Annotated in this window: 25 protein-coding genes and 2 pseudogenes; 3 read left to right on the top strand and 24 right to left on the bottom strand. The window is 67.8% G+C overall.

Features of this window, described 5'->3' with window-relative positions; translation table 11 throughout:
* Nucleotides 1–87 precede the first annotated feature (87 nt).
* The 5 genes from LOS8367_RS10515 to LOS8367_RS10495 form a co-directional block, all read right to left on the bottom strand.
* Nucleotides 88–561, bottom strand: coding sequence for a MarR family winged helix-turn-helix transcriptional regulator (locus LOS8367_RS10515; protein WP_085896464.1), 474 nt, complete (start codon nucleotides 559–561; stop codon nucleotides 88–90).
* Nucleotides 562–718: 157 nt separating this feature from the next.
* On the bottom strand, nucleotides 719–1,012 hold the full coding sequence (locus LOS8367_RS10510) for a CcdB family protein (RefSeq protein ID WP_085896461.1): 294 nt from the start codon (nucleotides 1,010–1,012) through the stop codon (nucleotides 719–721).
* Between the two features lie 12 nt (nucleotides 1,013–1,024).
* Nucleotides 1,025–1,246 carry a type II toxin-antitoxin system CcdA family antitoxin gene (locus LOS8367_RS10505; protein ID WP_085896460.1) on the bottom strand — a complete coding sequence of 74 codons (222 nt, stop codon included), beginning with the start codon at nucleotides 1,244–1,246 and terminating at the stop codon, nucleotides 1,025–1,027.
* Between the two features lie 137 nt (nucleotides 1,247–1,383).
* A complete protein-coding gene (locus LOS8367_RS10500; protein WP_085896459.1) occupies nucleotides 1,384–2,679 on the bottom strand; it encodes an O-acetylhomoserine aminocarboxypropyltransferase/cysteine synthase family protein in 1,296 nt (431 codons plus the stop codon).
* Between the two features lie 113 nt (nucleotides 2,680–2,792).
* On the bottom strand, nucleotides 2,793–3,398 hold the full coding sequence (locus LOS8367_RS10495) for a TetR/AcrR family transcriptional regulator (protein WP_085896456.1): 606 nt from the start codon (nucleotides 3,396–3,398) through the stop codon (nucleotides 2,793–2,795).
* A 164-nt stretch (nucleotides 3,399–3,562) separates the two neighbouring features.
* Here LOS8367_RS10495 and LOS8367_RS10490 point away from each other — a divergent pair, with 164 nt between their 5' ends.
* On the top strand, nucleotides 3,563–4,126 hold the full coding sequence (locus LOS8367_RS10490) for a carboxymuconolactone decarboxylase family protein (protein ID WP_085896453.1): 564 nt from the start codon (nucleotides 3,563–3,565) through the stop codon (nucleotides 4,124–4,126).
* A gap of 85 nt (nucleotides 4,127–4,211) precedes the next feature.
* Here the strand turns inward: LOS8367_RS10490 and LOS8367_RS10485 are convergent, their stop codons facing one another.
* From LOS8367_RS10485 to uxuA, 16 genes and pseudogenes are all read right to left on the bottom strand, one after another.
* Entirely contained in the window at nucleotides 4,212–4,946 is a 735-nt protein-coding gene (locus LOS8367_RS10485) for a sporulation protein (RefSeq protein WP_165761440.1), read from the bottom strand.
* A gap of 149 nt (nucleotides 4,947–5,095) precedes the next feature.
* On the bottom strand, nucleotides 5,096–7,609 hold the full coding sequence (gene ligD / locus LOS8367_RS10480) for a DNA ligase D (protein ID WP_085896449.1): 2,514 nt from the start codon (nucleotides 7,607–7,609) through the stop codon (nucleotides 5,096–5,098).
* The gene (gene ku / locus LOS8367_RS10475) at nucleotides 7,606–8,451 is read right to left on the bottom strand and encodes a non-homologous end joining protein Ku (RefSeq protein WP_085896448.1); all 846 of its coding nucleotides are present in this window, start codon (nucleotides 8,449–8,451) and stop codon (nucleotides 7,606–7,608) included. Before ku ends, ligD begins: the two co-directional genes overlap by 4 nt.
* 209 nt (nucleotides 8,452–8,660) lie before the next feature.
* Nucleotides 8,661–9,047, bottom strand: a pseudogene (locus LOS8367_RS19280) (efflux RND transporter permease subunit); the annotation flags it as partial.
* 60 nt (nucleotides 9,048–9,107) lie between these two features.
* Nucleotides 9,108–9,306: pseudogene (locus LOS8367_RS19515) on the bottom strand (efflux RND transporter permease subunit); the annotation flags it as partial.
* 284 nt (nucleotides 9,307–9,590) lie between these two features.
* Nucleotides 9,591–10,013: an efflux RND transporter periplasmic adaptor subunit gene (locus LOS8367_RS10460; protein ID WP_085896444.1), complete on the bottom strand. Its 423-nt coding sequence runs from the start codon at nucleotides 10,011–10,013 to the stop codon at nucleotides 9,591–9,593.
* A gap of 501 nt (nucleotides 10,014–10,514) precedes the next feature.
* Nucleotides 10,515–11,258, bottom strand: coding sequence for a 2-dehydro-3-deoxy-D-gluconate 5-dehydrogenase KduD (kduD, locus tag LOS8367_RS10455; RefSeq protein ID WP_085896443.1), 744 nt, complete (start codon nucleotides 11,256–11,258; stop codon nucleotides 10,515–10,517).
* Nucleotides 11,258–12,082 (bottom strand): 5-dehydro-4-deoxy-D-glucuronate isomerase, encoded by an 825-nt coding sequence (kduI, locus tag LOS8367_RS10450; protein ID WP_085896442.1) that lies wholly within the window; start codon nucleotides 12,080–12,082, stop codon nucleotides 11,258–11,260. Before kduI ends, kduD begins: the two co-directional genes overlap by 1 nt.
* Nucleotides 12,083–12,126: 44 nt before the next feature.
* Nucleotides 12,127–13,521, bottom strand: coding sequence for a glucuronate isomerase (gene uxaC, locus LOS8367_RS10445; RefSeq protein WP_085896441.1), 1,395 nt, complete (start codon nucleotides 13,519–13,521; stop codon nucleotides 12,127–12,129).
* A 4-nt stretch (nucleotides 13,522–13,525) separates the two neighbouring features.
* Complete coding sequence (locus LOS8367_RS10440; RefSeq protein ID WP_085896440.1) at nucleotides 13,526–14,812, bottom strand: TRAP transporter large permease; 1,287 nt, start codon at nucleotides 14,810–14,812, stop codon at nucleotides 13,526–13,528.
* The gene (locus LOS8367_RS10435) at nucleotides 14,809–15,369 is read right to left on the bottom strand and encodes a TRAP transporter small permease (protein WP_085896439.1); all 561 of its coding nucleotides are present in this window, start codon (nucleotides 15,367–15,369) and stop codon (nucleotides 14,809–14,811) included. The genes LOS8367_RS10440 and LOS8367_RS10435 overlap by 4 nt, the downstream gene beginning before the upstream one ends.
* A gap of 63 nt (nucleotides 15,370–15,432) precedes the next feature.
* Entirely contained in the window at nucleotides 15,433–16,410 is a 978-nt protein-coding gene (locus LOS8367_RS10430; RefSeq protein WP_085896438.1) for a C4-dicarboxylate TRAP transporter substrate-binding protein, read from the bottom strand.
* Complete coding sequence (locus LOS8367_RS10425; RefSeq protein WP_165761438.1) at nucleotides 16,407–17,675, bottom strand: AGE family epimerase/isomerase; 1,269 nt, start codon at nucleotides 17,673–17,675, stop codon at nucleotides 16,407–16,409. The genes LOS8367_RS10430 and LOS8367_RS10425 overlap by 4 nt, the downstream gene beginning before the upstream one ends.
* On the bottom strand, nucleotides 17,665–18,612 hold the full coding sequence (locus LOS8367_RS10420) for a sugar kinase (protein WP_085896521.1): 948 nt from the start codon (nucleotides 18,610–18,612) through the stop codon (nucleotides 17,665–17,667). Before LOS8367_RS10420 ends, LOS8367_RS10425 begins: the two co-directional genes overlap by 11 nt.
* Nucleotides 18,612–20,078: a mannitol dehydrogenase family protein gene (locus tag LOS8367_RS10415; protein WP_085896436.1), complete on the bottom strand. Its 1,467-nt coding sequence runs from the start codon at nucleotides 20,076–20,078 to the stop codon at nucleotides 18,612–18,614. Before LOS8367_RS10415 ends, LOS8367_RS10420 begins: the two co-directional genes overlap by 1 nt.
* Complete coding sequence (uxuA, locus tag LOS8367_RS10410) at nucleotides 20,075–21,292, bottom strand: mannonate dehydratase (RefSeq protein ID WP_085896435.1); 1,218 nt, start codon at nucleotides 21,290–21,292, stop codon at nucleotides 20,075–20,077. Before uxuA ends, LOS8367_RS10415 begins: the two co-directional genes overlap by 4 nt.
* Nucleotides 21,293–21,394: 102 nt before the next feature.
* Between uxuA and LOS8367_RS10405 the strand changes: the two genes are divergently transcribed.
* Entirely contained in the window at nucleotides 21,395–22,096 is a 702-nt protein-coding gene (locus LOS8367_RS10405; RefSeq protein ID WP_085896434.1) for a GntR family transcriptional regulator, read from the top strand.
* A 69-nt stretch (nucleotides 22,097–22,165) separates the two neighbouring features.
* Here LOS8367_RS10405 and LOS8367_RS10400 read toward each other — a convergent pair whose 3' ends face one another.
* Genes LOS8367_RS10400 through LOS8367_RS10390 form a run of 3 tightly spaced genes read right to left on the bottom strand, consistent with a single transcriptional unit; the run spans nucleotide 22,166 to nucleotide 25,301 of the window.
* The gene (locus tag LOS8367_RS10400) at nucleotides 22,166–23,548 is read right to left on the bottom strand and encodes an aspartate aminotransferase family protein (RefSeq protein ID WP_085896433.1); all 1,383 of its coding nucleotides are present in this window, start codon (nucleotides 23,546–23,548) and stop codon (nucleotides 22,166–22,168) included.
* Nucleotides 23,548–24,576, bottom strand: a complete 1,029-nt coding sequence (locus LOS8367_RS10395; RefSeq protein ID WP_306456259.1) for a histone deacetylase family protein — start codon at nucleotides 24,574–24,576, stop codon at nucleotides 23,548–23,550. The genes LOS8367_RS10400 and LOS8367_RS10395 overlap by 1 nt, the downstream gene beginning before the upstream one ends.
* A 23-nt stretch (nucleotides 24,577–24,599) precedes the next feature.
* Complete coding sequence (locus LOS8367_RS10390; RefSeq protein WP_242665561.1) at nucleotides 24,600–25,301, bottom strand: GntR family transcriptional regulator; 702 nt, start codon at nucleotides 25,299–25,301, stop codon at nucleotides 24,600–24,602.
* Between the two features lie 106 nt (nucleotides 25,302–25,407).
* Here LOS8367_RS10390 and LOS8367_RS10385 point away from each other — a divergent pair, with 106 nt between their 5' ends.
* Nucleotides 25,408–26,187, top strand: a complete 780-nt coding sequence (locus LOS8367_RS10385) for a class II aldolase/adducin family protein (RefSeq protein WP_085896430.1) — start codon at nucleotides 25,408–25,410, stop codon at nucleotides 26,185–26,187.
* Nucleotides 26,188–26,237: the final 50 nt, after the last annotated feature.

The raw sequence follows: 26,237 nt of genomic DNA, 5'->3' as shown, positions 1-26,237 counted from the left end.
TCCGGATCGACATCGGGCCGCGCCGCCCCTTCGCATTCCGCCCGCAGCCACGAAAGGAGGCGACCTAGGCGAAAGGGAGCAGGCAGTTCATCTCGGGGCCCCGTTAGGCAGCGGGCGTTCCTCATCCGCACCCGGAACGCGTCCCCCGAGAGAATCCCGCAATTGACGGGTCAGCTCGGCCAGGCTGGCGGCCTTGTCGGCGCCCAACTCGGTCTCCATCAGCCGGTCCATGTCGGTCCAGGCGGCGTGGATCTCGGCCAGAAGGTCGCGCCCCCGCGGTGTAAGGCGAAGCAGGTTGCTGCGCGCCGCCTCGGGATGGGTCTCGCGCGTGATCAGCTTTCGGTCGAGCAGCCGCGCGGTCATCGTGCTCATGCTGGCGGGAGTGACGTCGAAGGCGCGGGCGAGGGCGATCTGTGACGCAGGTTCCATCCGGTCGAGCGCGTCGAGCACCCGCGCTTGGCGCGGCTGGATATCGGCCTCTGCCAGCCGTCGGCGCAGCCGGTCCTCCAACAGATCGGCTGCATGCAGCAGGTAATGCATGGAATAGGCCTTCACGATCATCCCAATAGTTAGAATATTAATATTTCAGAATGTCAAGATTGGTGAAGGAAAACGCGCGCTTCCGTCAGGGAGGAGCGATGGTTCCGCCGCCCACTGCTCCGACCGAAGGCCAGGTTTTCCGATTCAGGTGCCGGGCACTTGCTGTTCCAAAGTAGGTTCAGATGCCGTCGATCAGGATGTCCAATGCCCGTTTCAGCGCGTCGCGCTCATGGGCCAGTGACCCGACATGGTTCTTCAGCTCATAAGCCGGGACCGCCGCGAGTTCCTGCACGCGCACGATCCAGAACTGGTCATCATGTTCGACCCGGGGCGTCAGCCCGGGAAGCGCGGCGTATTGCGCGGCCTCACGCAGGGGTGCCACGACGCGGGTCGCGTCGAGGCCGATCAGATCGGTCTGGAGATCGACGACGAGCGCTCCAGACGCCAAGCGATACAGGTCGAACTGCGCCATACCGGTCGGTGCTCAGAAGCTGCGATAGGAGGCGAGCGGCAGGCCCTCGCGGGCGACCTCCTCGGTATAAGCCGCCAGCGCCGCGCGGTTCTCCTCGCGCCAGCGGCGGTTGCGCTCGGCCTTCGCGGCCTCTGCGATCGCCGCCTCGGCCAGACGGGACATGTTGAGCCCGAGCGCCCGAGCGGTTTCGGCCAGTTCGGCCTCCAGCGTCAGGTTGACCTTGATCCGTCCCACGGCATCCCCCCAAGGCAGGCGTATAATTCAGGAGTATATGCCGCACGCCGGGACCTTTCAAGTGGGGGACACTGCCCATTGCCCGTGCGAGCTGCCCCCGTCATGCATGATGCCGCATGTCGGGGGCGCCCAACGGCTCAACCCGCCGTCGCCATCGTCAGGGCCTGATCGAGATCGGCGATGAGATCCTCGGGATCCTCGATGCCGATCGACAGCCGCACCAGATCCGCCTCGGCCCCCGCCGCCATCTGCTGATCGGCCGTAAGCTGGCGATGCGTGGTCGAAGCCGGATGGATGATCAGCGAGCGGGTATCGCCCAGATTAGCGACATGGCTGAACAGCTTGAGGCTGTCGACCAGCTTCACGCAGGCGTCGTAGCCCCCCTTCACGCCGACGGTGAACAGCGCCCCCGCCCCTTTCGGCGTAACCTTCGCGACCCGATGATGCCATGGCGAGGAGGGCAGGCCAGCCCAGGTGACCCGGTCGATGCGCGGATCGGCCTCAAGCCAGGTCGCGACCCTTTCGGCATTCGAGACATGCCGTGCCATACGCAGGCTCAGCGTCTCGACTCCCATCAAGGTATAATGCGCGGCTTGCGGGTTCATCGTCATGCCGAGATCACGCAGCCCCACCGCGATCGAATGGAACGTGAAGGCCATCGGCCCCAGCGCCTCGTGGAAGTTCAGCCCGTGATAGGCGGGCTCGGGGGCTGCGAGCGAGGGGAACTTGCCCGAGGCGGACCAGTCGAACGTCCCGCTGTCGATCACCGCGCCGCCGGTGACAGTGCCATTGCCGGTCAGGTACTTGGTCGTCGAATGCACCACCAGCGTCGCGCCCTGCGCAATCGGGTTGCACAAATAGGGGGTGGCCAGCGTGTTGTCGACGATCAGCGGCAGGCCGACCCGCCCGGCCAGTTGGGCGACCTCCGGCAGGTCGGTGATATAGCCGCCTGGGTTCGAAATCGACTCGCAGAAGATGGCGCGGGTGTTGTCGTCCACCGCCGCCTCGATGGCTTCCAGATCGTCGAAGTCAACGAAGCGCGCCGACCAGCCGAAGCGCTTGATCGTCTGGCTGAACTGCGTGACCGAGCCGCCATAGAGCCGGGTCGAGACCACGACGTTGCAGCCCGGCCCCATCAGCGGGAACAGCGCCATGATCTGCGCCGCGTGCCCGGAGGAACAGCACACCGCCCCCGCCCCGCCCTCGAGCACGCAGAGCCGATCGGCGAGGGCCGAGACGGTCGGGTTGGTCAGGCGCGAATAGATGTATCCCACCTCTTCAAGACCGAAGAGCCGGGCAGCGTGATCGGCATCCCTGAAGACGTAAGAGGTCGTTTGGTAGATCGGCACCTGCCGCGCACCGGTCGCCGGATCGGGCGCCGCGCCGGCATGGATCTGCAGCGTGTCGAAGCGAAGCTTGGGTTGATCGGACATCTGGCGGCCTCCCGGGAAGAGTTCACCGCGAGGCTAGACGCAGCCCTACCCTACGGCAAGCATGCGGTTGCCATGCCCTACCAGAGCGTCTGGCCGGTATCCGGCCTTGAGATCTAGCCGCTCTCGGCCAGTCGCAGCCGCTCCACGTCGCGCGCCATGTCATCGGCCAGAGCAGCGAGCGCGGCCGGGTCGCCGCCGCGATGTGCCTCGATCCGAAGCGCGGTCATGTCGGCCTGATATTTGCGGGCCAGCCGCACCGGGTCCGCCCCTTCGGGAAGTTCGCCCGCATCCCGCGCCGCCTCGAAGATAGCCGTGATCTCGGCGGTCATCTCGTCGAGGTAGCCGCGCGCGCGGAGGCCGATCGCCCCGTCCTGCTCGGTCACGTCGAGCAGCGTCTTGACCAGCATGCAGGCGCGATGGCCGGACTCCTCGGCCTGCTGCCGTCCGAAGCTGCGCAGATGGCCGGCCAGCGCCGCGAGCGGCGAGCCACCCTGCGCCGCGAGGGCGCGAAGACCGTCGCGATTGCGGTGAAAATACCGCTCCAGTGCGGAGAGATAGAGCCCCTCCTTGCTCTTGAAGGCCGCGTAGATGCTGCCGGGCTTCATCGCCAAGGCGGCTTCGAGATCCTTCAGCGACGTCGCGTGATAGCCCTTCTGCCAGAAGAGATTCAGCGCCGCGTCCAGCGCGGTTTCGCGATCATAGGGTTGGGCTCGTGTCATGGTCCCGAAGATAGGTCTTCGGGCGCGGTTTGTCCCGCCTTGTCGCGGGAGAGCCGGCATCACCCTTGAGTGATCGCTCAAATCTGGTATTGAGCGATCACTCAAACCAGTTATGTTGCCGCTTATCCCGGGTCGCACGGACCCGTCAGGACAAGGACACCGACATGACCGAATTCACCTTCCACGACGAAACCACCGCCCCCGAAGAGAGCCGGCCGCTGCTGGAGAAATCCAAGGCGGCCTTCGGCCGCCTGCCCGGTCTGCACAAGGTGATGGCCGAGGCGCCCGGCCTGCTCGAAGGCTACCAGAAGCTCCACGAGCTGTTCGTGAACTCCAGCTTCGACAAGGACGAGCTGACCGTCGTCTGGCAGACCGTGAACGTCGAGAACACCTGCCATTACTGCGTGCCCGCCCATACCGGCATCGCCAAGAGCATGGGCGTCGACGACGCGATCACGGATGCGCTGCGCGACGGCACGCCGCTGCCGAACGCCCGGCTCGAGGCGCTGCGCGACTTCACCCTGAAGCTGGTGCGTCAGCACGGCAACGTCGCCGAGGCCGACGTGCAGGCCTTCCTCGATGCCGGCTTTACCAAGCGCAACATCCTCGAGGTGATCCTGGGCTACAGTCAAAAGGTCATGTCGAACTACACCAACCACCTCGCCGAGACGCCGGTCGACCAGCCGTTCCAGAAATTCGCCTGGAGCCCGGCCGACAAGGCGGCCTGAGCCATCCGAACTGATCGCAATGCCCTAGAGGGTGCCCATCGGTAGCATAGCTGCCCCCCGGCTCCGCCCGGGGGGCGGCAGGCGATCAGCGCAGCTGCTCGATCGCCCGGCGCAACTCCCGCCCCATGTCGATCCGTGCGGCCTCGGCGTGATCGACCCGGATACGCGCTGTCTTCTCGCGCCCAGCCAGGAAGAACCCGCCGCGATTATCGACCGTCAGCAGCACCTCGACGCCGCCCGCGACCGGCACGAAGGAAATCTCGACCTCCTCGATCCCGAAATCGCCAAAGCCGGTGGGTCGGAAATCGAAGTCCTGCACGAAGGGCGGCACGCGGCGGCGATCATACTCGACCTCGGTCTCCACCAGCCGGAACCCGGCCTCCTGCACCCCTTGCAGCACCGCCGTCATTGTCGGGCTGGGCAGGATGTTGACGAGATCCTCGTCCTTGGGGTCGACCGCACCGGGCACGTCGAGCCGGGTCCGCAGGAAGCTCCGGGTCGAGCCGATGCTGATCGGCGCCGAATCCGGAACGTGCATCTCTATCGGAAAGCTCAGCTCCTCTCCGGCCTCCACATCGCCGATCTCCACCCTGCCTGCGGCAAGGATGATGTCGCTGTGGATCTTGCGGTCTCCGGGCCCCTCGACGAGGCAGCGGGTCGCAAGCTCCAGATCGACACTGCGGATCTCCTGCCGCGCGGTACCACCCTTGATGCGGATTTCCGCCCTGAGCACGCGGCCCACTTCGACATCGGTGCTTTCCAGCACCGCATCCACCGTCGCACCGCCAATACCGAGGCTCGAAAGAACCTTGCCGAACATATCGTTTCTCCGTCGTCCGCCGGGCGATCGGGGCCCGGCCATCCACTCCGAACTGGGAATAACGGCGCCGAAGGACAAGCGGTCCGACCTTGGCAATCCGAAGGGAGACGCCGCCTGAATTCGCTAGCGATAGCCCGCAGCCGGAACGCTCAGGCGCTTTCTTCCAGCCAATCCTCCAGCGCGTCCAGCGTCGCCTCCGACAGCCCGGGCGCACCCTTCGCCGCCGCCAGCAGCGGACACGGCTCATGCGCGCGCGCGACCGCGGCCTTCACCGAGAAACCATTGGCGCGGTCGAGATCGTCCAGCTCGTCCCACGTCACCGGCACGGCCACCGGCGCGCCGGGTCGCGCGCGCAGCGAATAGGGCGAAATCGCCGTTGCAGCCGTATCGTTGCGCAACCAGTCGATGAAGATGCGGCCCTTGCGACGGGTTTTGGACATGGTGGCGGTGTAGCGATCCGGGGCCCGGCGTTCGAACCCCTGCGCCACGGCTTGCGCAAAACCGCGCAGCGTCTCCCAGCCGGCGACGCGGCGCAGCGGAACGACGACATGGACGCCCTTGCCCCCCGTCACCATCGGCGCGCAGGCGAGGCCGAGCTTCTGCACCAGATTGCCGACCTCGCGGGCCGCGCGCCTGACCTCGTCGAAGCCCAGCCCCTCGTCGGGATCGAGATCGAAGACCAGCCGATCGGGCCGGTCGAGCCGATCGTTGCGCGCGCCGTGGATGTGGAACTCAAGCGTGCCCATCTGCACCGCGCCCAAGAGCGCCTGCGCGTTCGGCAAGGTGATGTAATCGGCCTCCTTGCCGCTGGCTTCGGTCAGGCGGACCGAGCCGATGGCGTCCGGGAACCCCTTGCCAGCGTGGCGCTGAAAAAAGCGCTGCCCGTCCAGCCCGGAGGGCATCCGCACCAGCGCGACGGGACGATCTGCGGCATGTTCGAGCATCCGGTCCGCCACGGCGTCGTAGTAGCGCGCGACGCCGCCTTTCGTCAGGGCGGGGCCGGGATAGACGACGCGGTCGGCGCTGGAGATGTCGATGCCCCTCAAAGACAGCTCATCCGATGCCGCGTCGCCGCGTTCGACCGCCATCTCCTGCGCGGCGGTGACCTCATCCGGGGACTTGTCCTCGCGCAGGCCCTGGAAGACGCCGTGCCGGACCCGGCCTTCGCCCGTCAGCTCGGCATAGCGGATCTGGGCTACCAGCGCTGGCGTGATCCAACGCGCGCCGCGCGCCTGATCCTTGGGCACCTCGTCGAACGGCGAGGTCTTACGCGCGAGCGGCTTCATTCGGGCGGCGAGGTCCCGCATCGTCTCGGCGCCGAAGCCGGTGCCGACTCGGCCGCGATAGACCAGGCGGCCGCTCTCGAAGCTGCCCAGCAGCAGCGAAGCGAAGGGGCGTCCCGGCTTGTCGGAGGGCGACCAACCGCCGATCACGAACTCGGCGCTCTTGACGCATTTGACCTTGATCCAGTCAGCGCTGCGCCCCGAGCGGTACGGCGCATCGGCCCGCTTGCAGATGATGCCCTCGGCCCCCGCGCCGCACAGATGCGTCAGCACCTCCTCGGCACTGCCCATGATATAGGGCGAAAGCCGGATCGCGCCGTCGCCGGGCAATTCACCCAAGAGCGCGTCGAGCGCCTCGCGTCGCTGCTCCAAGGGCTGCGCCTGCAGATCCTCGCCATCAAGATGCAGAAGATCGAAGGCATAGAAGGACAGCGCTCCGCCTTCGCCAAGCGCCTTTTGCAGCGTGGAGAAATCGCCATTGCCGTCACCAGCCGTCACCTCGCCGTCGATCAAGGCGGTGTCGCAGGGAATGGCCCGCGCCGGACCGATCAGAGGTGCGAAGCGGTCGGACCAGTCGTGACCGTTGCGGCTGAAGGCGCGCGGCCCGTCGGCGCCGAGCGACAGGAGGCAGCGATAACCGTCGAACTTAGGCTCCTGCCACCAGTCGTCGCCTTCGGGCGCCTCCTCGCGCAGCGTCGCGAGCTGTGGCGCGACGAAGCCGGGCGCCGCCCCCTTTCTTTCCGGCGAGGCGCCGCCATCCTCATGCGGCGCGCTCCGGCCGTCATCTTCGGGCCGCATGGCCGCCTTTGCCCCTGCCGCGATCGCGTCTAGGTCGCGCCCGCTCTCGATGGAGGTGAGATGGCGCGTTGTCAGACCCTCGGGATCGTCGCCCGCCTGATCGTCGCGCTCCTTGATCAAAAGCCAGTTCTCGCGCCCCCGGTCCCGGGCCCGGCCCTTCATGCGCACCAGCGTCCAGCCGCCATGCATCCGCTCTCCTGAGAGCCGGAACTTGAGCTTGCCCGCCGCCAGCGCCGCGCCCGGATCCTCGTCCAGCGGCTCCCAGCTGCCGCGGTCCCACAGCATCACCGTACCTGCGCCGTAATTGCCCTTCGGGATCACCCCTTCGAAACCGGCATAGTCCAGCGGGTGATCCTCGGTCCTGACCGCGAGACGCTTTTCGCGCGGATCGTCGGCAGGCCCGCGCGTCACGGCCCACGACCAGAGCGCGCCCTCATGCTCGAGCCGGAAGTCGTAATGCAGGCGCGTGGCATCGTGCTTCTGCACGACGAAGCTGCGTCCGTTGCCGCTGCTCTCGCCCGCCTGCGGCTCCGGCGTGGCGTCGAAGTCGCGCTTGTCGCGGTAGCGGTCGAGCCGACTCATGAGGCCTTCTTGCGGGAGGAGGACGATTTCCGCCCGCCCTTCTTGTCCTTCTCGAGGCTCTTCTTGAGCGCCGCCATGAGATCGACCACGTTGCCCTTGTCGTCGGTCTCGACCTCGGGCGCGTCCTCGCCGGGCCGGGCACGCGGCGCTTTCTTGGACCGGGATTTGCGCGCCACCAGCTCCTTCAGCGCCTGCGCGTAGTGGTCCTCATAGGCCGAAGCATCGAAAGGCGCGGTCTTGGCCTCGATGAGCTGCGTCGCGACCTCCAACAGCTCCTTGTCGGCGGGATCGTCCTCGATCTGGCTGAATAGCGGCTCCGCCTTGCGGATCTCGTCCTCATAACGCAGCGTCTCGAGCAGCAACCCGTCGCCACAAGGGCGGATCGCGCAGAGATATTCGCGCCCCCGCATCGCCAACTGACCGAGGCCCACCTTGCCGCTCTGACGCAACGCGTCGCGCACCACGCGGTAGGCGTCCTGCGCCAGTTCGTCGGCGGGCACCACGTAATAGGGGGCGTCGTAGTAGAGCGGAGCGATCTCCGCCGCCTCGACGAACTGCACCATCTCGAGCGTCTTGCGCGTTTCGAGCCGGATCTCCTCGATCTCCTCCGGCTCGATCAGGACGTATTCGTTCTTGGCGGTCTGGAACCCCTTCACGATCTCGGCGGTATCGATCGGTCCGAGCCCCGCCACCACCTTCTGGTAGCTCACCGGCTTGCCCGAGGGCTTGTGGATCTGTCGGAAACTGGTTTTCGATCCGCTCTCGCGGGCCGAATGCAACTCGATGGGAATGGCCACCAGCGACAGGCGCAGCTGGCCCTTCCAGACGGGGCGCGAGGCCATGGCATCCTCCCGTTGAACGGTGCGTCACACCGCCAGAACCCGGCCCCCGGCATTGCGGTTCCGCGACGGCAGGAACACCCCCGGCATCCAGGGCTGGAGCGAGGCGCGCCGGCCTCCCGAGGCGCTCCCGCGTCGTCGTTACGAGAGCATCTCCTGCCGCGCGCGCGCCGCGGCGGCGCCCGGCTGGCCGCCCCAGGGCGCGATCAGCCGTAGAAGACCGGGGTCAGCAGAAGGGTGAAGACCGAGGCAAAGCCCAGACCACCGACCACGACCCAGCCCACCGCGATGCGCGCCTCGGCGCCCGCACCGGAGGACAGCACCAGCGGCAGCCCGCCCAGCACGGTCGAGGCCATGGTCATCAACACCGGCTGAAGCCGCAATTCGGCCGCATGGCGGATCGCCCGGTCGATGTCATGCCCGGCCTCGCGCATCTGGTTGGCGAACTCGACGATCAGGATGCCGTGCTTGGCCATGATCCCGATCAGCATCACGAGGCCGATCTGGCTGTAGTAGTTGAGCGAGCCGCCGGTAAGCGCGATCGCCATCACAGCGGCGCAAAGCCCGAACGGCACGGTCAGCATGATCACCATCGCCGATGCTGTCGGGGAGCTGGCTCTCCTGCTGTGCGACGATCTCGCGGGCGGATGTCGCGGCGGCATCGATATCGATGCCCGAGGCCAGCTCCACGTTGGTCCGCGACGAGCTGAAGCCGGAGCTGGACGAGATCGTGTTGATCCCGTCCAGCGCACTCAGCGCCTCCTCGAACGCCGAGGTCACCTCGGTGTCGACGGTTTGCGGGTCGGCCCCGTCATAGGAGGCGCGGATCGAGATTACGGGCTGATCGACATCGGGCATCTCGCGCACCTCGACATCCATGAAGGCCGCGATCTTCCGCGTCGTGGAGTCGATCTCGGTATCGACGGCGCTGATCACCGCCTCGTAGACCGTGCCGGGGCGGGTCGGCAGCGACATCGCCACCTCAAACCCGGGCGCGAGGCTGCCAAATGCCCGGTCCGGCAGACTGAAGGAGGCCCTCATCTCGTCGAGATCGCTGATCGTGACGATGTCGGTGCCGACCGAGATCGCGGTGCCGCGTTCGATTTCCGATATCCCCAGATGCCCGCCGATCGGCGCCACGATCACCGCTCCGACAGGTCGTGCCCCGCGCCTTCCATCGCCGCGGCCGCGATCTCGACGGCCGTACGCGCCTCCGCGATCAGCACGTCCGTCACGGCGACATTGCCGCCGTCGGGAAGCGCTTCGTAACGCGCAAGCGGGCTTTGCGCCTCGGCGAGCTCGGCCTTGGCGGTGCGCAGAGCGAGTTGCTGCACCCGGTCGTCGAGCCGCAGGAGCGGCGTGCCCGCTTCGACCTCGGCGCCGATTTCGATCAGGCCCTCGGTCACCTGCTCCGACACTTGCGACTGGACCTGCACGCGGTGCCCGGCCCGCACCGTGCCGATGGCCTGATAGATGTCCTCGTAAGGAATGAACTCGACCGGCTGCGTGGTAACGAGTGCCGCGCGCCCGCCACCACCTGCCCCGCCGGGGCCGCGCATCGGCATCGCGCTTTCCGCGGGCGCCTGCCCCGTACCGGCTTCCGGCCCGAAGTCGATCTACCAGGCCCCGCTCACCTGCAGGCCCGCCACGAGCAGAGATCCGAGCGTCTTCATCATGGGGCACCCTTTCCGGCGAGGGCCTGTCACATCAAGGGAGTCGCGCTCCGAGCGCCCCGAGCGACCGGACTTGTCGTGCTACTGCACGGATCCTTGCACCAGTGGGCGGCGTCTCCGAAATTATCGCAGGCTGTAACGGGCACCGGGCATGTGACACGGTGCGACGATTCCCCCTCGCTCCCCGCCGAGAGTTCGCTGGCGGAGCAGCGCTCCGGGCGGGGTTTTCGCCCTGTCTTCACCCCTTCGGGGCATTCCGGTTCCATGATAGCGGGCGGACCGGCCATGAAGGGGTGGCCGGCCGGAAGGATATCGTTTGACCGCGATCCTTGACGTGACCGCGATCGGGTCATGGACACCGCATTCGGTGCAGAATGTGGTCCTGGCCAAGCCTCAGCGCGCCATCCAGCCGCCATCGACGTTGATCACCGAGCCGGTCAGATAGGTCGCCGCCGGCGAGCAGAGAAAGGCCACGGTGCCGCCGATATCCTCGGGCGCGCCCCAGCGTCCGGCGGGGATGCGGTCGAGGATGGCGCGCGCGCGTTCGGGGTCATCGCGCAGCGCCTGCGTGTTCGCCGTCGCGATGTAGCCCGGCGCCACCGCGTTGACGGTGATCGCGTGTTTTGCCCATTCGTTGGCGAGGATCTTGGTCAAACCGGCCACCCCGTGCTTGGAGGCGGTATAGGACGGCACCCGGATCCCGCCCTGAAACGACAAGAGCGAGGCGATCGAGACCACCGCGCCCGAACGGCCCCGCGCGATCAGCTCGCGCCCGAAGGCCTGCGTGGTGAAGAACACCGCCTTCATGTTGATGTCGACGACATCGTCCCAGTCGGCCTCGGTGAAATCGACGCTGTCGGCGCGGCGAATGATGCCCGCATTATTGACGAGGATATCGAAGCCCGCCCCCTCGAACACATCCCGCGCCGCCATCGGATCGGCGAAATCGAGCCTCAGGCTCTCGGCCGAGCCGCCCGCCGCCGCGATCTCCGCCACCGTCTCGTCGCAGTTGCGTCGTCCGGCGCAGACCACATGCGCGCCCTGCCCCGCGAGCGCCGTCGCGATGGCACGGCCGATCCCGGCATTGGCGCCGGTGACGAGGGCCTTGCGGCCATCGAGCGAAAACAGACCCGCCATCAGCGCATCTCCCCCGGCTTAACGAAATCCATGTCGGTGAAGTCGATATTGTCGCCCGCCATTGCCCAGATGAAGCTGTATCTGCCGATACCGGCGCCGGAATGGATCGACCAAGGCGGCGAGATCGCGCCTTCCTCGTTCGCGACGAACAGGTGTCGCGTTTCCTGCGGCTCGCCCATCAGATGCAGCACGCGGGCTTCCTCCTCCATGCCCCAATAGAGATAGGCCTCCATGCGGCGGTCATGGACATGGCTCGGCATGGTGTTCCAGACCGAGCCCTCCGCGAGGCTGGTATAGCCGAGGACCAGCTGACAGCTCTCCATCACCTGCGGGTGGATGAACTGCTTGATGACGCGCTGGTTGGAACTCGCGGGCTCGCCCAGTCGCACCTCCTTGCAATCGGCCGGCGTGATCAGGCGCGAGGGAAAGGCGGCATGGGCCGGAGCCGAGGTGATGTAGAAGCGGCCCTCGCCCTCGAAGCTGACCGCGCCGCTGCCCTTGCCGAGATAGAGCACGTCGCCGCGCGCCATCTCGTAGCATTCACCGTCGCAGCGCACCGAGCCGGTGTCGCCGATATTGACGATGCCCATCTCGCGCCGGTCCAGAAACCGCTCGGTGCCGGTCTCGGCCACTGTCTCGAGGGTCAGGCTACCCCCGGCGGGCACCGCGCCACCCATTACGAAGCGGTCGTAATGGGTATAGATCAGGCGGATCTCGCCGTCGCGGAACATGTCCCGGGCCAGGAAATGGGCGCGCAGTTCGGCGGTATCCATCACCTTCGCCTGCGCCGGGTGCACGGCGTGGCGGGTCTCTACGCTCAACATGGGGTCTCCTTCACTCGGTATCGTCGGGGGTCGCGGACATGCGCTCAGCCGAGGCGGTAGGCCTGCCGGGCGAGATCGCCGGCCAGCAGCGGCGCGATCTCGAAGGCCTCGTCCTCGTCGAGGCGATGCGTCACCACCAGCTCGGCCAGAAAGCCGCTATCGACCCGCCGCGCCACGTCGTGCCGCGCCGGGATCGAACACAGCGCACGGGTGTCGTCGTTGAAGCCGGCGGTGTTGTAGAACCCGGCGGTCTCGGTGACCGCCTCGCGGTAGCGGCGCATTCCCTCGTAGCTGTCGTGGAACCACCAGGGCGGGCCGAGCCGCAGGCAGGGCCAGACCCCCGCCAGCGGCGCCAGTTCGCGCGCATAGGTGGTCTCGTCTAGGGTGAATAGGATCAGGCTTAGACGCGGATCGAGACCGACCGCGTTCAAGAGCGGCCGCAGCGCCTCGGTGAAGCTCGACGGCAGCGGGATGTCGAAGCCTCGGTCGGGGCCATAGGCGGCGCGGACCGCGTCGGAATGGCCGCGCGAGGAGCCGGCATGCAGCTGCATAACCAACCCATCCTCGAGCGACATCCGCGCCATCTCGGTCAGCATCTGCGCCCGGAACAGCTCGGCATTGGCCGCGCTCGCCCCACCCCGGCGCACCCGGTCGAAGAGGGCGCGAGCCTCGGCCTCGGGCAGGTCGGCGGTACGCGGCGTCGGGTGGCCGTGATCGCTTGCCGTGGTGCCCATCGAAATGAAGAAGGCCCGCCGCGCGCGATGAGCCGCCAGATAGCCCTCCCAGCTGCCGGTGTCGCAGCCAGTCACTTCGCCCAGCCGGTCGAGCGCCGCCGCGAAGCCCGGCGCCTCGGGGTCGACCACCGCGTCGGGGCGGTAGGTCGGCACCACCCGGCCGGACCAGTCCGAACCGCGCAGCGTCGCGTGCTGCGCGAGATCGTCGAGCGCCCCGTCGGTGGTCGCGATCACCTCGATATTGAAGCGGTCGTATAGTTCGCGCGGGCGGAATTCCGGCCGCGCGAGCCGCTCGGCGATGGCGTCATAGGCGCGATCCGCCGTGGCCTCGGACAGCCGCTCGGTGACGCCGAACAGGCTTTCCAGCGCGTGCTCGATCCACAGCCGCGAGGGCGTGCCCCGGAACAGGTGGAAGTTGCGCGCGAAGAGCCGCCAGATCGCGCGCGGGTCGGTCTCGGCCCCCGCGCCGATGCCCATCGCTTCGAAGGGCACGCCCTGGCTGGTGAGCATTCGGGTCACGTAATGATCAGGCGTCACGAAAAGCTGCGCGGGATCGGAAAAGCGCGGGTTCTCGCCCCACCAGCGTGGATCGGTATGGCCATGCGGCGAGACGATCGGCAGGTCGGCGACCGCGTGGTACAGCTCGCGCGCCAGCTTGCGAGTCGCGGGATCGGGCGGCAGCAGCCGGTCGGGATGCAGGGTCATCGGATCACATCAGCCAGTTGGGAAGGAACATCACGAGGCCAGGGAACAGGATCATCAGCGTCACCAGCCCCAGCACCGCCGCCACCAGCGGCAGCATCTGGATCGAGTAGTCGCGGTAGCTGCAGCGCAGGATGCCGCAAACGGTGAACATCGACACGCCCACCGGCGGGGTCATGCCGCCGAAGGTCACCAGCGTCATCATCACCAGCCCGAAATGCACCGGGTCGATGCCCGCCGCCGTTACCACCGGCACGAGGATCGGCGTCAGCAGCATCACCAGCACCGTGGCCTCGACCAGCATGCCCAGCACCATCAGGAAGCCCGCGATCACGAAGAGCAGCACGGTTGGATCCGACAGCGCCGTCAGCGCCACCTCGGCGATGCTCTGCGGCACCCGTTCGAAGGTGATGACGTAGCCGAAGGTGCCGGAGAACAGGATGATCAGCATGATCATCCCGATGTCACGCAGGCTCTGGACCATGGCGTCGAGGATCTTGGCGGCGTCGAGCTCGCGGTAGATCAGCGTGCCGATGATCAGCGCATAGGCCACCGCGAAGGCACCGGCCTCGGACGGGGTGAAAAAGCCGAAGCGGATGCCGATCAGCAACCAGACCGGGAACAGCACCGCCCAGAAGCTGCGCCACAACTCGTGGCCCACTTCGCGCAGCGTCGGCAGTCGTTCGGTCTCAGGCTTGTAGTCACGCTGCCGCGCCACGCCCCAAGTGGCGACCATCAGCACCACCAGCAACAGCATCCCCGGCACGATGCCGGCGATGAACAGCCGGCCGATCGAAACCTCGCCGAGATAGCCATAGAGGATTAGGCCGAGGCTCGGCGGCAGCGTCGCAGTGATCAGGCCGCCGATGGCGAGCAGCGCGGCGGTGAAACCGCGATCATAGCCCTTCTCGACCATCGGCTCGCCGAGGATGCGGGCCTGCATCGCCGCGTCGGCCACGGCCGAGCCAGAGACGCCGCCCATCAGCGCGCTGAGGATCAGCGTCGACTGCGCGAGACCGCCGCGCATCCAGCCCGCGATCACCGTGGCGAGCCCGACGAGGCGCGGCGTGATGCCCGAGCTGTTCATCAGGTTGCCGAGCAGGATGAACAGCGGCACCGCGAGGAGCGGGAAGGACTGGCTCGCCGCGACGATGCGCTGCACGGCGGTGCTGTCGGGCAGGAAGGTGCCGGGCAGCAGGAAATAGGCGGTGCCGGCGATGCCGATCGCGAAGGCGACCGGCATACCGATCACGATCAGCGTCAGCGCAAGGATCAGGATCAGGGCGGAAATCACAGCAGGTCCTCCGAGCTGTGCCCGGCGGCGAGGCCGGGCGCGTGACCGGGGGTCCGGTCGGTGCCGAGCGCACCCAGATCGGGCAGCACCGGCTCGAACGCCGCGTTCAGCCCGAGCGAGAGCACGCGTCGCATCAGCGTCAGCGCCAGCAGCACCGCCCCCACCGGCAGGGCCAGCGTGACCAGCCCATAGGACAGCCCCGAGCCGCCGAGCTCGCGCTGCCAGTTTCCGATCGCGAGGTCCCATCCGAGATAGGCGAGAAAGCCGAGAAACGGCATGATCAGCACGAGGCTCACCAGCGACAGCAACCTCCGCCCGCCCGGCGGCAGCAGGTCCGGCAGCGCCGAGACGCGGATCGCCTCGCCGCGCTTCATGGCGAGATCAGCGCCCAGCATGCAGGTCCAGATCAGAAAGAGCTGTGCGAATTGCGGCGCCGAGGTCACCGGCGCGCCGATGCTGCGACCGATCCCGGCGGTCAGCACGGCCGCCACCGTGCCGATAAGCGCGATCAGCGCCAGCGCCTGCTCGATCCCGTCATAGAGTTTCCAGAAGATCATCCTCACCCTCCCCGGCGCGGCTGGTATTCGACCCCCGGCACCGTGGCGCCGGGGATCTTGGGCTTACTCCGCCGAGGGCAGATAGGGGGCCAGCGCCTCGCGCGCCTCGACCAGGCCGACCTTCTCGTAGACCACGTCGACGCGGTCGCGGAACGGCGCGATGTCGACCTCGTTGAACGCGACGCCCGCCGCCTCCATCTCGGTCTGCACCTCGGCCAGCTTGGCCACCGTCTCGCGCGTGGCCTCCTCGCCTGCGGCCTTAAGCTCCTCGGTGACGATCGCCTGCAGGTCCTCGGGCAGCGAGGCGAACCAGCTCTCGGAGGTGGCGAGCCCGGTGAAGAGCTGGATGTGGTTGGTAAAGGCGACGTTGTTCGACACCTCGTGCAGCTTGATGCCATAGGCCCCGGTGAGCTGCGCCTCCGCGCCGTCCACCGCGCCGAGCTGCAGCGCAGAATAGACCTCGGACCATGCCATGGGCGCGGGCGTCGCACCCATCGCCTCGACCGTCGCGACCCAGCCCGGTGCGTCGATGGTGCGCACCCGGACGCCGTTCAGATCCTCGGGCGTCTCGACCTTGTCTTGGGTGAACATCTGCCGGGTGCCCTGGAACCAGTTGTAGTTCAGGAGCCGGATGCCGGACTCCTCGGCCAGCTCTTCGACCCATTCCTCGTAGACCGGGCTCTCGGTGATCGCGGCATACTCGGTGTAGTCGTTGACCAGATAGGGCGCGGCGAGAATGCCCAGCTCGGGCAGGAACGGCGCGAGCCGGCCGGCATCGACCAGTGCCGCGATCGGCGCGCCGGCGCGGATCTGCTCGAGCACGTCATTGTCCTCGCCGAGCTGCGAGGAGGGGTAGATCGTCACCTCCATGCGGCCCTCGGAGCGTTCCTCGATCCGCTCCTCGGCGCCCTGCATCGCGATGACAAGCGGGTCCTGCAGCGTCTGCGAGGTCGACAGGTTCAACGAGTATTCCTGCGCCGTGGCAGCGCCCGTCGACAGGGCGGCGATGGTGGCAAGCACGGTGGTGATGCGGTGGTTCATGTAAGGTCCTCCTCCTTGTGAACATCTTGATCTCGCGGCGCGGCATCCTGTTTGAGCGACCACAGCCCGGCGCGGCCGCCCTCGGTCAGGAACAGCGCGAGATGGTAAAGCAGCCGGCTCAGCGCCTCAGGCCAGAGCACCCGGCCCTGTCTGTCGAGGCGGTTGACCCAGAACGGGTCAGACCCGTCCGCGACGTAGCGCGCGAAAATCAGCTCGAGCAGCGCCAGCGCCCGCGCGGCATGTTCCCGATCGCCGGTCTCGGCATGCAGGTCGGCATAGAGCTTGCCCGCCTCGGTCAGCGGCCAGAGCAGATGTTCGGGCTCGGTCACGGCGCCATCGGCCGAGACCGCGTCAAAGGGCGCCCCGGCGAGCGGCCCGTCCCGGCGCAGCCCGTGCGCCTCGACGAAGCGCTGCATCCGCGCGGCCGTCTCAGTCACCGCCGGATCGCCACCCATCGCCGCGAAGCGGCGCAGCAGCCAGGCCCATTCATACTGGTGCCCCGGCTCGCGGCGCCAGCCATCGGCCGTGTCGAACGGGGCGAGGTCGTGGCCGGTGAACTCGCGGATCGCGCCGGTGTCGGGATCGAGGAAATGTCGCAGCCCAACCTCGACCAGACCGGCCGCCCGGTCGCGCCAGACCGCCTCACCGGTCATCTCATGGGCCTGGAGCAGCGCCTCGATCATGTGCATATGCGGGTTCTGCGCCCGCAGTTCGCCGGGCCAGGGCCCGCGCGCCGCCATCGCGTCATCCTCCCACAGCGCGCCGGTCGCGGGATCGGTAAGGCGCGTCGAAATGAAGTCCCAGCAGGCCTCGACCCGCCCTTCAGGCACCGCCTCGGGTGCTGCGCGGCGCAAAGTTACTAATGCCAGCAACGCGAAGGACTGGTCATAGGTGCGGCGCAGAGCGTATTCGGGGGCGGCGCTCGGCGCGCCCGAGGCCAGCGCCGCGACGCGGTAACCGCCATCCTCGTCGCGCAGCGCCGTGTCGAGATAGCGATGGATCGCGATGGCGGCCTCGCGCATCCATGGCGCGCCGGTCGCGAGATGCAGATGCGCGAAGGTGAAGACGAGCCGCGCCTGGGTCAGCGTCGTGCGCTCGGGCGAGGCCAGGGGTTTGCCCGGCGCCTCGAGCCGTTCGGCCACCGCGCCGCTGTCGTCCTGCGCCAGTTCCAGCCACCCCGGCAGCGTATCGAAGAGAAAATCGCCGACGCGCCGCGCTGCGACCGGGTCGTGGCGACCGGCATAGATTGTCCGATCAGCGGTCATCGCGGCCTCCCTTGGGTGCATCCCGGTCCCAGATCCGGGTTTCGGGCAAGTCGATGATCGCCCCATGCGCCGCGATCACCCGCGCGGCCATGACGGTTCCGGCCCGCGCGGCCTCGACCGGCGAGGCACCGTTCAGCCGGGCCGCGAGATAGCCCCCGTTGAAGCTGTCGCCCGCGCCGGTGGCGTCGACCACTTTGACCGCTGGCGGCACCGGCATGACCGTCGTCTCGCCCTCCGAGAGGAGTGTCACCGGCCCGGCCCCGTCCTTGACCGCCACCTCGCCCGCCCCGGCGGCAGCATAGCGTCGGGCGCAGGCGGCGGGATCGGCGTCGCCGAACCAACGCGCCTCGTCATCGAAGCTCGGCAGCGCGATGTCCGAGATCGCCGCCGCTGCGGTGATCGCGTCGCGCATTCCGGCCTCGTCGGACCAAAGGGCGGGGCGGATATTGGGGTCGAAGGCGATGCGGGCCCCGCCCTCTCGCGCGGCGCGCAGGGCATCGAGCAGCCGCGCCCGGCCCTCGGCCGGCAGGATCGCCAACGTTATCCCCGACAGGTAGATCATCCGCGCGTCCCGCATCGCGGTCCGCAGCACCGCTTCGTCATCGGCAAGGGCACGCGCCGCCGAGGTATCACGCCAGTAGGTGAAGGCGCGGTCCCCGTCCCGTTGCTCGATCATGTAGAGACCGGGACGCCGGTCGGGTATCCGCCGGATCGCTCCCGTGGCGATGCCCGCCTTGTCGAGGAATGCCACGATCCGGTCCGAGAAGCCGTCGGTCCCGAGCGCGGTGAAATAGCCCACCGGCCCCTCGGCCGGGTCCAGCCCGGCGCGCGCGTACCACAGCGTGTTGAGCGTGTCCCCGGCAAAGCCCATGCGCCAGCAGCCATCCTGCCCGCCCGACATCTCGATCATGCATTCGCCGATCGCGAGAAGCTGCATCACGCCGCCTCACCCGCGATGGCGGTGGCCATGCCCCGCTCGATCATGTCGTGCAGGATCTCCGCCGACTGCGCCTCGAACGCACCGTCGAGGAGCTCGGCAGGTGTCAGCCCCGGCAGCCGCAGCAGCCCGGCGAGCAGCGCCCTCGCACCATCGCCCGCCGCCTCGACGACCGCCGCGATCTCGACCTCGCGCGGGTCGCGCAGCGCGTAGCGTTCCCCACTCTCGTCCCGGCCCATGCAGTAGCGCGCCCAGGCCGCGGTGGCGAAGGCGAAAGGGCGCAGATCCTGCCCCACAAGCTGCGCGTCGCAGGCCGGGCCGAAGATGCGCTGCGGCAGCTTCTGGCTGCCATCCATCGCGATCTGGTAGGTCTCGTGCGCGATCGCCGGATTGGCGAAACGCGCGGCAAGCTCATCGCCATAGGCCGCGAGATCGATGCCGGGCAGCGGGTCCAGCGTCGCGGCCGCCGCCGCGATCTGCCGCCGCGCCAAGGCCGCGAGGGCCGGGTCGGCCATCGCCTCGCGCACCAGCGCATGGCCCGAGATGAACCCGGCATAGGCGATGAGCGAATGCGCCCCGTTCAGCATCCTGAGCTTCATCCGCTCGTAGAGCGCTACGTCGTCGACGAAGATCGCGCCGCCCGCCGCCCAGTCGGGGCGACCCTGCGGGAAGCGATCCTCGATCACCCATTGGCAGAAGGGCTCGGTCTCGATCGCCGCGGCATCCTCGAAACCGGTCAGGCGGGCCGCGAGCGCGAGCGTCGCCTCGGTCGCCGCCGGGGTGATCCGGTCGACCATCGAGGACGGGAAGGCCACTTTGGCGGCGATCCAGTCGGCGAGTTCGGGATCAACCCGACGGGCAAAGCCCACCACGCCCCCGCGCAACAGCGCACCGTTCTCCGGCAAGTTGTCGCAGCACAGCACGGTGAAGGGCGCATGTCCCGCCGCACGCCGTCGGCGCAGCCCCTCGACCAGTAGCCCCAGCACGCCGCGCGGCGCGGCCGGTCTTTCGAAATCGGCCGCGACATCCGGATGTGCCGGGTCGGCGTCAGGACCGCTCCGGTCGATGCCATAGGCCTTTTCGGTGACGGTTAGCGTGACGATGCGGATCGCCGGATCGGACATCGGCCCGAGCACCGCCTCGGGCGTGCCGCGCGCCGCGACCACCCGGTCGATCGCACCGATCACCCGCGCCCGGTCGCCCTGCGCGCCGCGCTCGATCAGCGTGTAAAGCCCGTCCTGCGATGCCAGCGTCTTGGCCAAGTCGGCCGAGCGCAGGCTGACCCCCGCGATGCGCCAATCGCCGCCAGAGGCCGCCAGCGCGGCGTCGGTGATCGCGGCCTGATGCGCGCGATGGAAGGCGCCCGCCCCGAGATGAAGAATACCCACACCATGCGCCGCCGGGTCGTAGCCGCGGGCCGCGCCCACGGGCAGCTGTGCCAGCGCGCTGCGCGAAAGCCGGGTCATGGCCGCAGCCCATGCTCGGCATGGCCGAGCGCGGTCATGATGCCGCGCAGCTCGGCCAGCCCCTTGAGCCGGCCGATCGCCGGGTAGCCGGGCTGGGCCCTGCGCTTCAGGTCGTCGAGGATGTCCTGCCCGTGATCGGGGCGGAACGGGATCGAGACATCGGCGCGGCCCTCTTCCCGACGTCGTGCCTCCTCGCGTAGAACGGCGGCGATAAAATCCACCATGTCGGTGTCGCCGCCCAGATGCTCGGCCTCGTGGAACGAGCAGGGCGTGCCGTCGCCTTCGCGCGCGACGTTGCGCATGTGCAGGAAATGCACCCGATCCCCCAGCCGCGCCATCATGCCGGGAATGTCGTTGTCGGCCCGCGCACCAAGCGAGCCCGAGCACAGCGTGATGCCGTTCGCGCGCAGATCCACCGCCTCCATCACGGCGCAGTAATCGGCCTCGGTCGACATGACGCGCGGCAGGCCCAGTAAAGAGAATGGCGGATCGTCGGGGTGACAGCAGAGCCGAAGCCCCAGCCTTTCGGCCTCGGGCGCCACTTCCGCGAGGAAATCGATCAGGTGGCCGCGCAGCGTCTCGGCGCGCATGCCCGCATATTCGGCCAGATGCGCGCGCACGTCGTCGAGGGTGAAATGCTCGGCGGCCCCCGGCAGGCCGAAGACGACATTGGTGGCCAGACGGCGGCGCATGTCATCGTCCATCCGCGCGAAACGCTCGGCCGCGATCTCGGCCACGCCCTCTGGAAAGCTCTCGGCCGCGCCGGGGCGCTTCAGGATATGGATATCGAAGGCCGCGAAGTCGTGCAGGTCGAAACGCATTGCCGTGCCGCCATGCGCGACGCGGTAGGCAAGGTCGGTGCGGGTCCAGTCCAGAACCGGCATGAAGTTGTAGCAGATCACCTCGATGCCGGCGTTGGCGAGATCGGCCATGCTTTGCTTGTAGGCCGCGATATGGGCACGCCAATCGCCGGACTGCTTCTTGATGTCCTCGGAGACGGGCAGGCTCTCGACCACCTCCCAGGCAAGACCGGAAGCGGTGCCGTCAGCACGCGTGGCAATCTCGCGCTGCCGCTGCTCGATCTCTTCCAGAGGCCAGACCACGCCGGTGGGCATGTGATGCAACGCCGAGACCACGCCCTCGACCCCGGCCTGCATCATGTCGTCGATGCCAACCCCGTCCTTCGGCCCGAACCAGCGCCATGTCTGCCGCATAACGGATCTCCCTCCCAATCGCTGACGAGACTAGACCGCGATTCGAAAGTTTACAAGTATGGTAGTATGGATTAAGGTGGCGCCAGATCCATAGAGAGCGCCATGTCAGCCACGAACCCAGCATCCTTCGCCCTCGACGCCTCCGCCCCGGTTGGCCTCCAGCTCATCACCAGCCTCCGCGCGCGCATCGTCACCGGCGAACTGACCCCGGGCACCCGCCTGTCGGAACAGGACATTGCCACCGGCTATGGCCTCTCGCGCCAGCCGGTGCGTGAGGCGTTCATCCGGCTCGCCGGGGAAAAGCTGTTGGAAGTGCGGCCGCAGCGCGGCACCTATGTGCGCAAGATCGACGTCGCCGAGGTCGAGGTCTCGCGCTTCGTGCGCGAGGCGGTCGAGGCCGATATCGCCCGGCTGGCGGCGCGCAGCGCCGATGCGGCCGCGCTGGCCGAGCTGCGCCGTCAGATGGCGGATCAGGCCAAGGCCGCGCAGGACGGGGGACGCAGCTTCGTAGAGCTGGACGAGCTGTTCCACCGTACGCTGGCCGAGATGGCCGGTCGCGCCGGTGCCTGGACGCATCTGCAGCCGATCAAGATGCACATGGACCGGGTGCGGCACCTCACGGCCGTGGAGTTCCCCGTCGACCGGCTGGTCGGCCAGCATCAGGCCATCGTCGACGCGATCGCGGCAGGAGACGCAGATGCCGCCGAAGCGGCGGTCCGAACCCATCTGCGCGGCGTGCTCGACGACCTGCCGAAGGTCGCCGAAGCGCATCCGGATTTCTTCATCGCCGAGCCCGCACCGTAAGGCACGATAGACCGGCCGCGCGGCACCCTGCCCGATGCCCGGGACAGGGAGCGCGCAGCCCTCGTCGCCTTAGACGAGACCTTCTTTCGAGACGTGATCCTGCGTGCGGTCGAGGATGCGTCCCATTCGGGCGACGATCTCGTCGATGTCGCCTTCGGTCACGATCAGCGGCGGGCAGAGCGCCAGAGTGTCGCCAACATTGCGGATGATCATCCCTTCCTCATGGCCGATCTCGAAGGCGGCCAGACCGACCTTGCCGACCGGATCGAAGGCGCGCTTCGAGGTCTTGTCCGCCACCAGTTCGAGGCCCGCGATCAGCCCGGCGCCGCGCACCTCCCCCACCAGCGGATGATCGGCGTATTGCCGAAGCCCCTCTTGCAGCCGTGCCCCCATCCGGGTCGCGTTGCCCATCAGGTCGCGCTCCTCGATGATCTTCAGATTCTCGAGCCCCACCGCCGTCGCGACCGGATGGCCCGAGGCAGTGAAGCCGTGACCGAAGGTACCGATCCGGCCGGTGTTGTCGGCGATCGCGTCGTAGACCTTCTCCGAAAACACCACCGCCGCGAGCGGCATGTAGGAGGAGGTGAGCTGCTTCGAGAGCACCATGATGTCCGGGGTGAAGCCGTAATGCACCGCGCCGAAGCTCGACCCTAGCCGTCCAAATCCGTTGATCACCTCGTCGGCGATCAGCAGGATATCGTGCTTGCGGCACAGCGCCTCGATGCCTTTCCAGTAGCCCGCCGGCGGCGGCATCACGCCCCCCGCCGCCATCAGCGGCTCGCCGATGAAGCCGGCGATGGTTTCGGGCCCCTCCCGCAGGATCACCTCCTCGGCCTCGGCCAGAAGGCGCTGCGTGAACTCGGCCTCGCTCTCGCCCTCATGCCCGAAGCGGTAGTGATGCGGACAGGTCAGATGGTGGACCGGGATCGCCGGCAGATCGAAATCCATGTGATTGTAGGGCAACCCGGTGAGCGAGCCCGAGGCCACGGTGATCCCGTGATACCCCTTGATGCGGGCCAGAAACTTTTTCTTTTCAGGACGTCCCAACGCATTGTTCATGTACCACGCCATCTTGACGACGGTGTCATTGGCTTCCGAACCCGACGAGGTGAAGAACACCCGGTCAAGTCCTTGAGGAGTCATCTCGACCAGCTTCTCCGCCAGCCGGATCGACGGCTCATGCGCCTTGTGTGCGAAGCTGTGGTAGTAGGGCAGCGCCTGCATCTGCTTATGGGCGGCCTCGACGAGACGCGGCTCGTCGAAGCCCACGGCGACGGACCAGAGCCCGGCCAGCGCCTCGATGTACTCCTTGCCATGCTCGTCATAGACGTGGATGCCCTTGCCCCGCGAGATCACCAGCGGGCCCTTTTCCTCGTGCCGGCGGGCGTTGGTATAGGGGTGCAGGGAAGTGGCGATATCGGCCTGCGCCAGCGAATTCGACAGCTTGTTCATCACCGCGCTCCATCGGTTGCGAATGTTTCAGGCGCCTTGCCCATTGCGCCGCCCAGGAAGGCGGCGAGGTTGTCGGTCAGATCCGCCGAGAGGTAACCACCCTCCTGCACCATCACGCAAGGCAGGTCTGCGGCGGCGATCATCTCACCGGCGACCCGGAAACCGTCGGTCGTCACCGCGAGGCCCCGAAGCGGATCGTTTTCATGCGCGTCGAGGCCGAGCGAGAGCACCAGCGCCCCGGGGGCAAACGCGGCGATCCGCGCGAGGGCCTGCCGGATCGCGTCGTGCCAGACGTCGTCACCGCTGTCGCGCGGCAGGGCGAGGTTGAGATTGTAGCCTTCGCCAGCGCCTTGACCCGTCTCGTGCGCATGGCCGTTGAAGAAAGGGTAGTAATCCATTGGATCCGCATGGATCGAAACGGTGAGCACGTCGGCGCGGTCGGAGAAGATCGCCTGCGTGCCATTGCCGTGATGCACATCGATGTCGAGGATCGCCACCCGTTCGTGGTGCCGACGCAGATGTGCCGCGGCGATGGCGGCGTTGTTCAGCAGGCAATGCCCCGAGGCGCTGTCTGCGTCCGAATGATGCCCCGGCGGGCGGCAGAGCGCATAGGCCATAGGATCGCCGTCCAACACCGCCCGCGCGGCGGCGACGGCGCAATCGGCGGCGCGACGGGTGGCGGTCCAACTGTACTCGCCGATTGGCGCCGAAGGATCGGCGAGATGCCAGCCCGCCCTGCCGAGGATATGCCGCGGATAGGTCGAGCGGGCTTTCTGCGGATGCGTGTTCGGCACCACCTCGGCCCCGGCATTCGGCAACTTCTGCCACTCGGTCCATGCGGTCTCTAGAAAGGCCACGAATTCGGGCGTGTGCACCGCCAGAAGATTGGCGTCGTCGCAGCGCGGCGGCGCCTCGGGGACAAGCCCCAGCCGATCGAGCCCGGCAAGCAGAAGCCGACCGCGCTCGGCCCGCTCGGCATTGCGCGTGACGCGGCCGTTGGTGATGCGGAAATCCGGGTCGTGAGCCATGGATTCGGGGGCGTGGAAGCACCTCATGCGGAGCCGTCCTCCTTAAGCTTGCGAAAGATGTCGGTCACGACGCGCCGTGCCGTGCCGATGTGATATTCGAGCGCCGCGCGGGCGCCCTGTGCATCCCGTGCGGCGATGGCGTCGAAGACCGGCTCATGGGTCTCGGCCATGCGCATCGGATCGTCGTAGAGCCGCCCAATCAGCATCAGGCTGAGCTGGGTTTCGTCGGCGATCTGGTCGAACACGGTGACGAAGCGCTCATTGCCGCTATGCAGGCAGATCAGCCGGTGGAACGCCATGTCGGCCTCGATCTGGCTCAGCGGATCGTCAGCTTCGGCCAGATCCCGCATCTCGTCGATCCGCTCGCGCAACCCGATGAGCGCTTGGGCCGGATCGCCCGCGACCAGCCGCTCCACCGCCGCGCATTCGATGCAGATCCGAAGCTCGTAGAGGCTGTCGATCGCCTCGACCGTGACCTCGCGTACGAAGAAGCCACGATTGGGCTGCGACACGACGAGGCCACGATTCTCCAGAAGCCGCGCCGCTTCGCGCACCGGCGCACGGCTCAGACCCAGTTCGCGGGCGATGCCGGATTCGGTCAGCCGGTCGCCTGGTTTCAGGCGCCCCTGCAGAATTGCGTCGGTGATCAGCCGGACCACGTGCTGCACCAGCCCGGCGCGGTCGAGGCGGGCAAAGATCGGATCAGGGGCGGGGTCCATGCTCATGAACCGAAGCTAGACCCGGTTCTGTCGATTGTCGACAATCTTCTTGACTGAACGGCAAACGCCCGACAGGCTCGACCCCGACGGATCGTTGCAGAGGGGACGAAGCATGGCCGACGGACTGGGAGGCAGCACCATCGAAGACGTCGGCGCGCTCAGGCGCGACCTCGCCGCCGCCTATCGGCTGATCGCGCTCGAAGGCATGGATGACGGGATCTACACCCATATCTCGGCGCGGCTCCCCGACGGACCGGACGGCGAGAAGCGGTTCCTGCTCAACCCCTTCGGCCTGCGTTTCGACGAGGTGACGGCGTCGAGCCTCGTCACCGTCGACGAGAGCGGCGCCGTGATCGACGACCCTTACGGCGCGGGCGTCAACGCGGCGGGCTTCACCATCCATTCGGCGGTGCACATGGCGCGCCACGACGCGGTCTGCGTGCTGCACACCCACACGGTGGCGGGCGTCGCGGTCTCATCGGTCGAGGAGGGCCTGCTGTCGCTGAACCAGTGGTCGGCGCAGTTCCACGGGCAGGTCGCCTATCATGATTACGAGGGCATCGCGCTCGACCTCGCGGAACGCGAACGGCTGATCGCCGATCTCGGCCCGAAGAACGTGATGGTGCTGCGCAACCACGGCATGCTCACCTGCGGCCGCTCGGTGGCTGAGGCGGTGAAGCTGACGCTGAACCTCGAACGTTCCTGCAAGGCGCAGATCGCGGCGCTCGGCATGGGGCTGAGGCCGCGTCCGCTCTCCGACGAGATCGCCGCGCACACGGCGCGCCAGTACCAGCGCGGCTACGACCGCTACGAGATCGACGGCAAGCCCGATCCGGAATGGGCCGCCGAGCTGCGCCGTCTCGAACGGACGGCGCCGGGCTTCGACGCCTGAACGGGCGCAAGAGAATAAAAAGAAGGTCACTCAAAGCAGGACCACACCAA

The organism is Limimaricola soesokkakensis, from assembly GCF_900172345.1.
Taxonomy (GTDB): Bacteria; Pseudomonadota; Alphaproteobacteria; order Rhodobacterales; family Rhodobacteraceae; genus Limimaricola; species Limimaricola soesokkakensis.
This window is presented reverse-complemented; position numbering and strand designations above follow the sequence as displayed.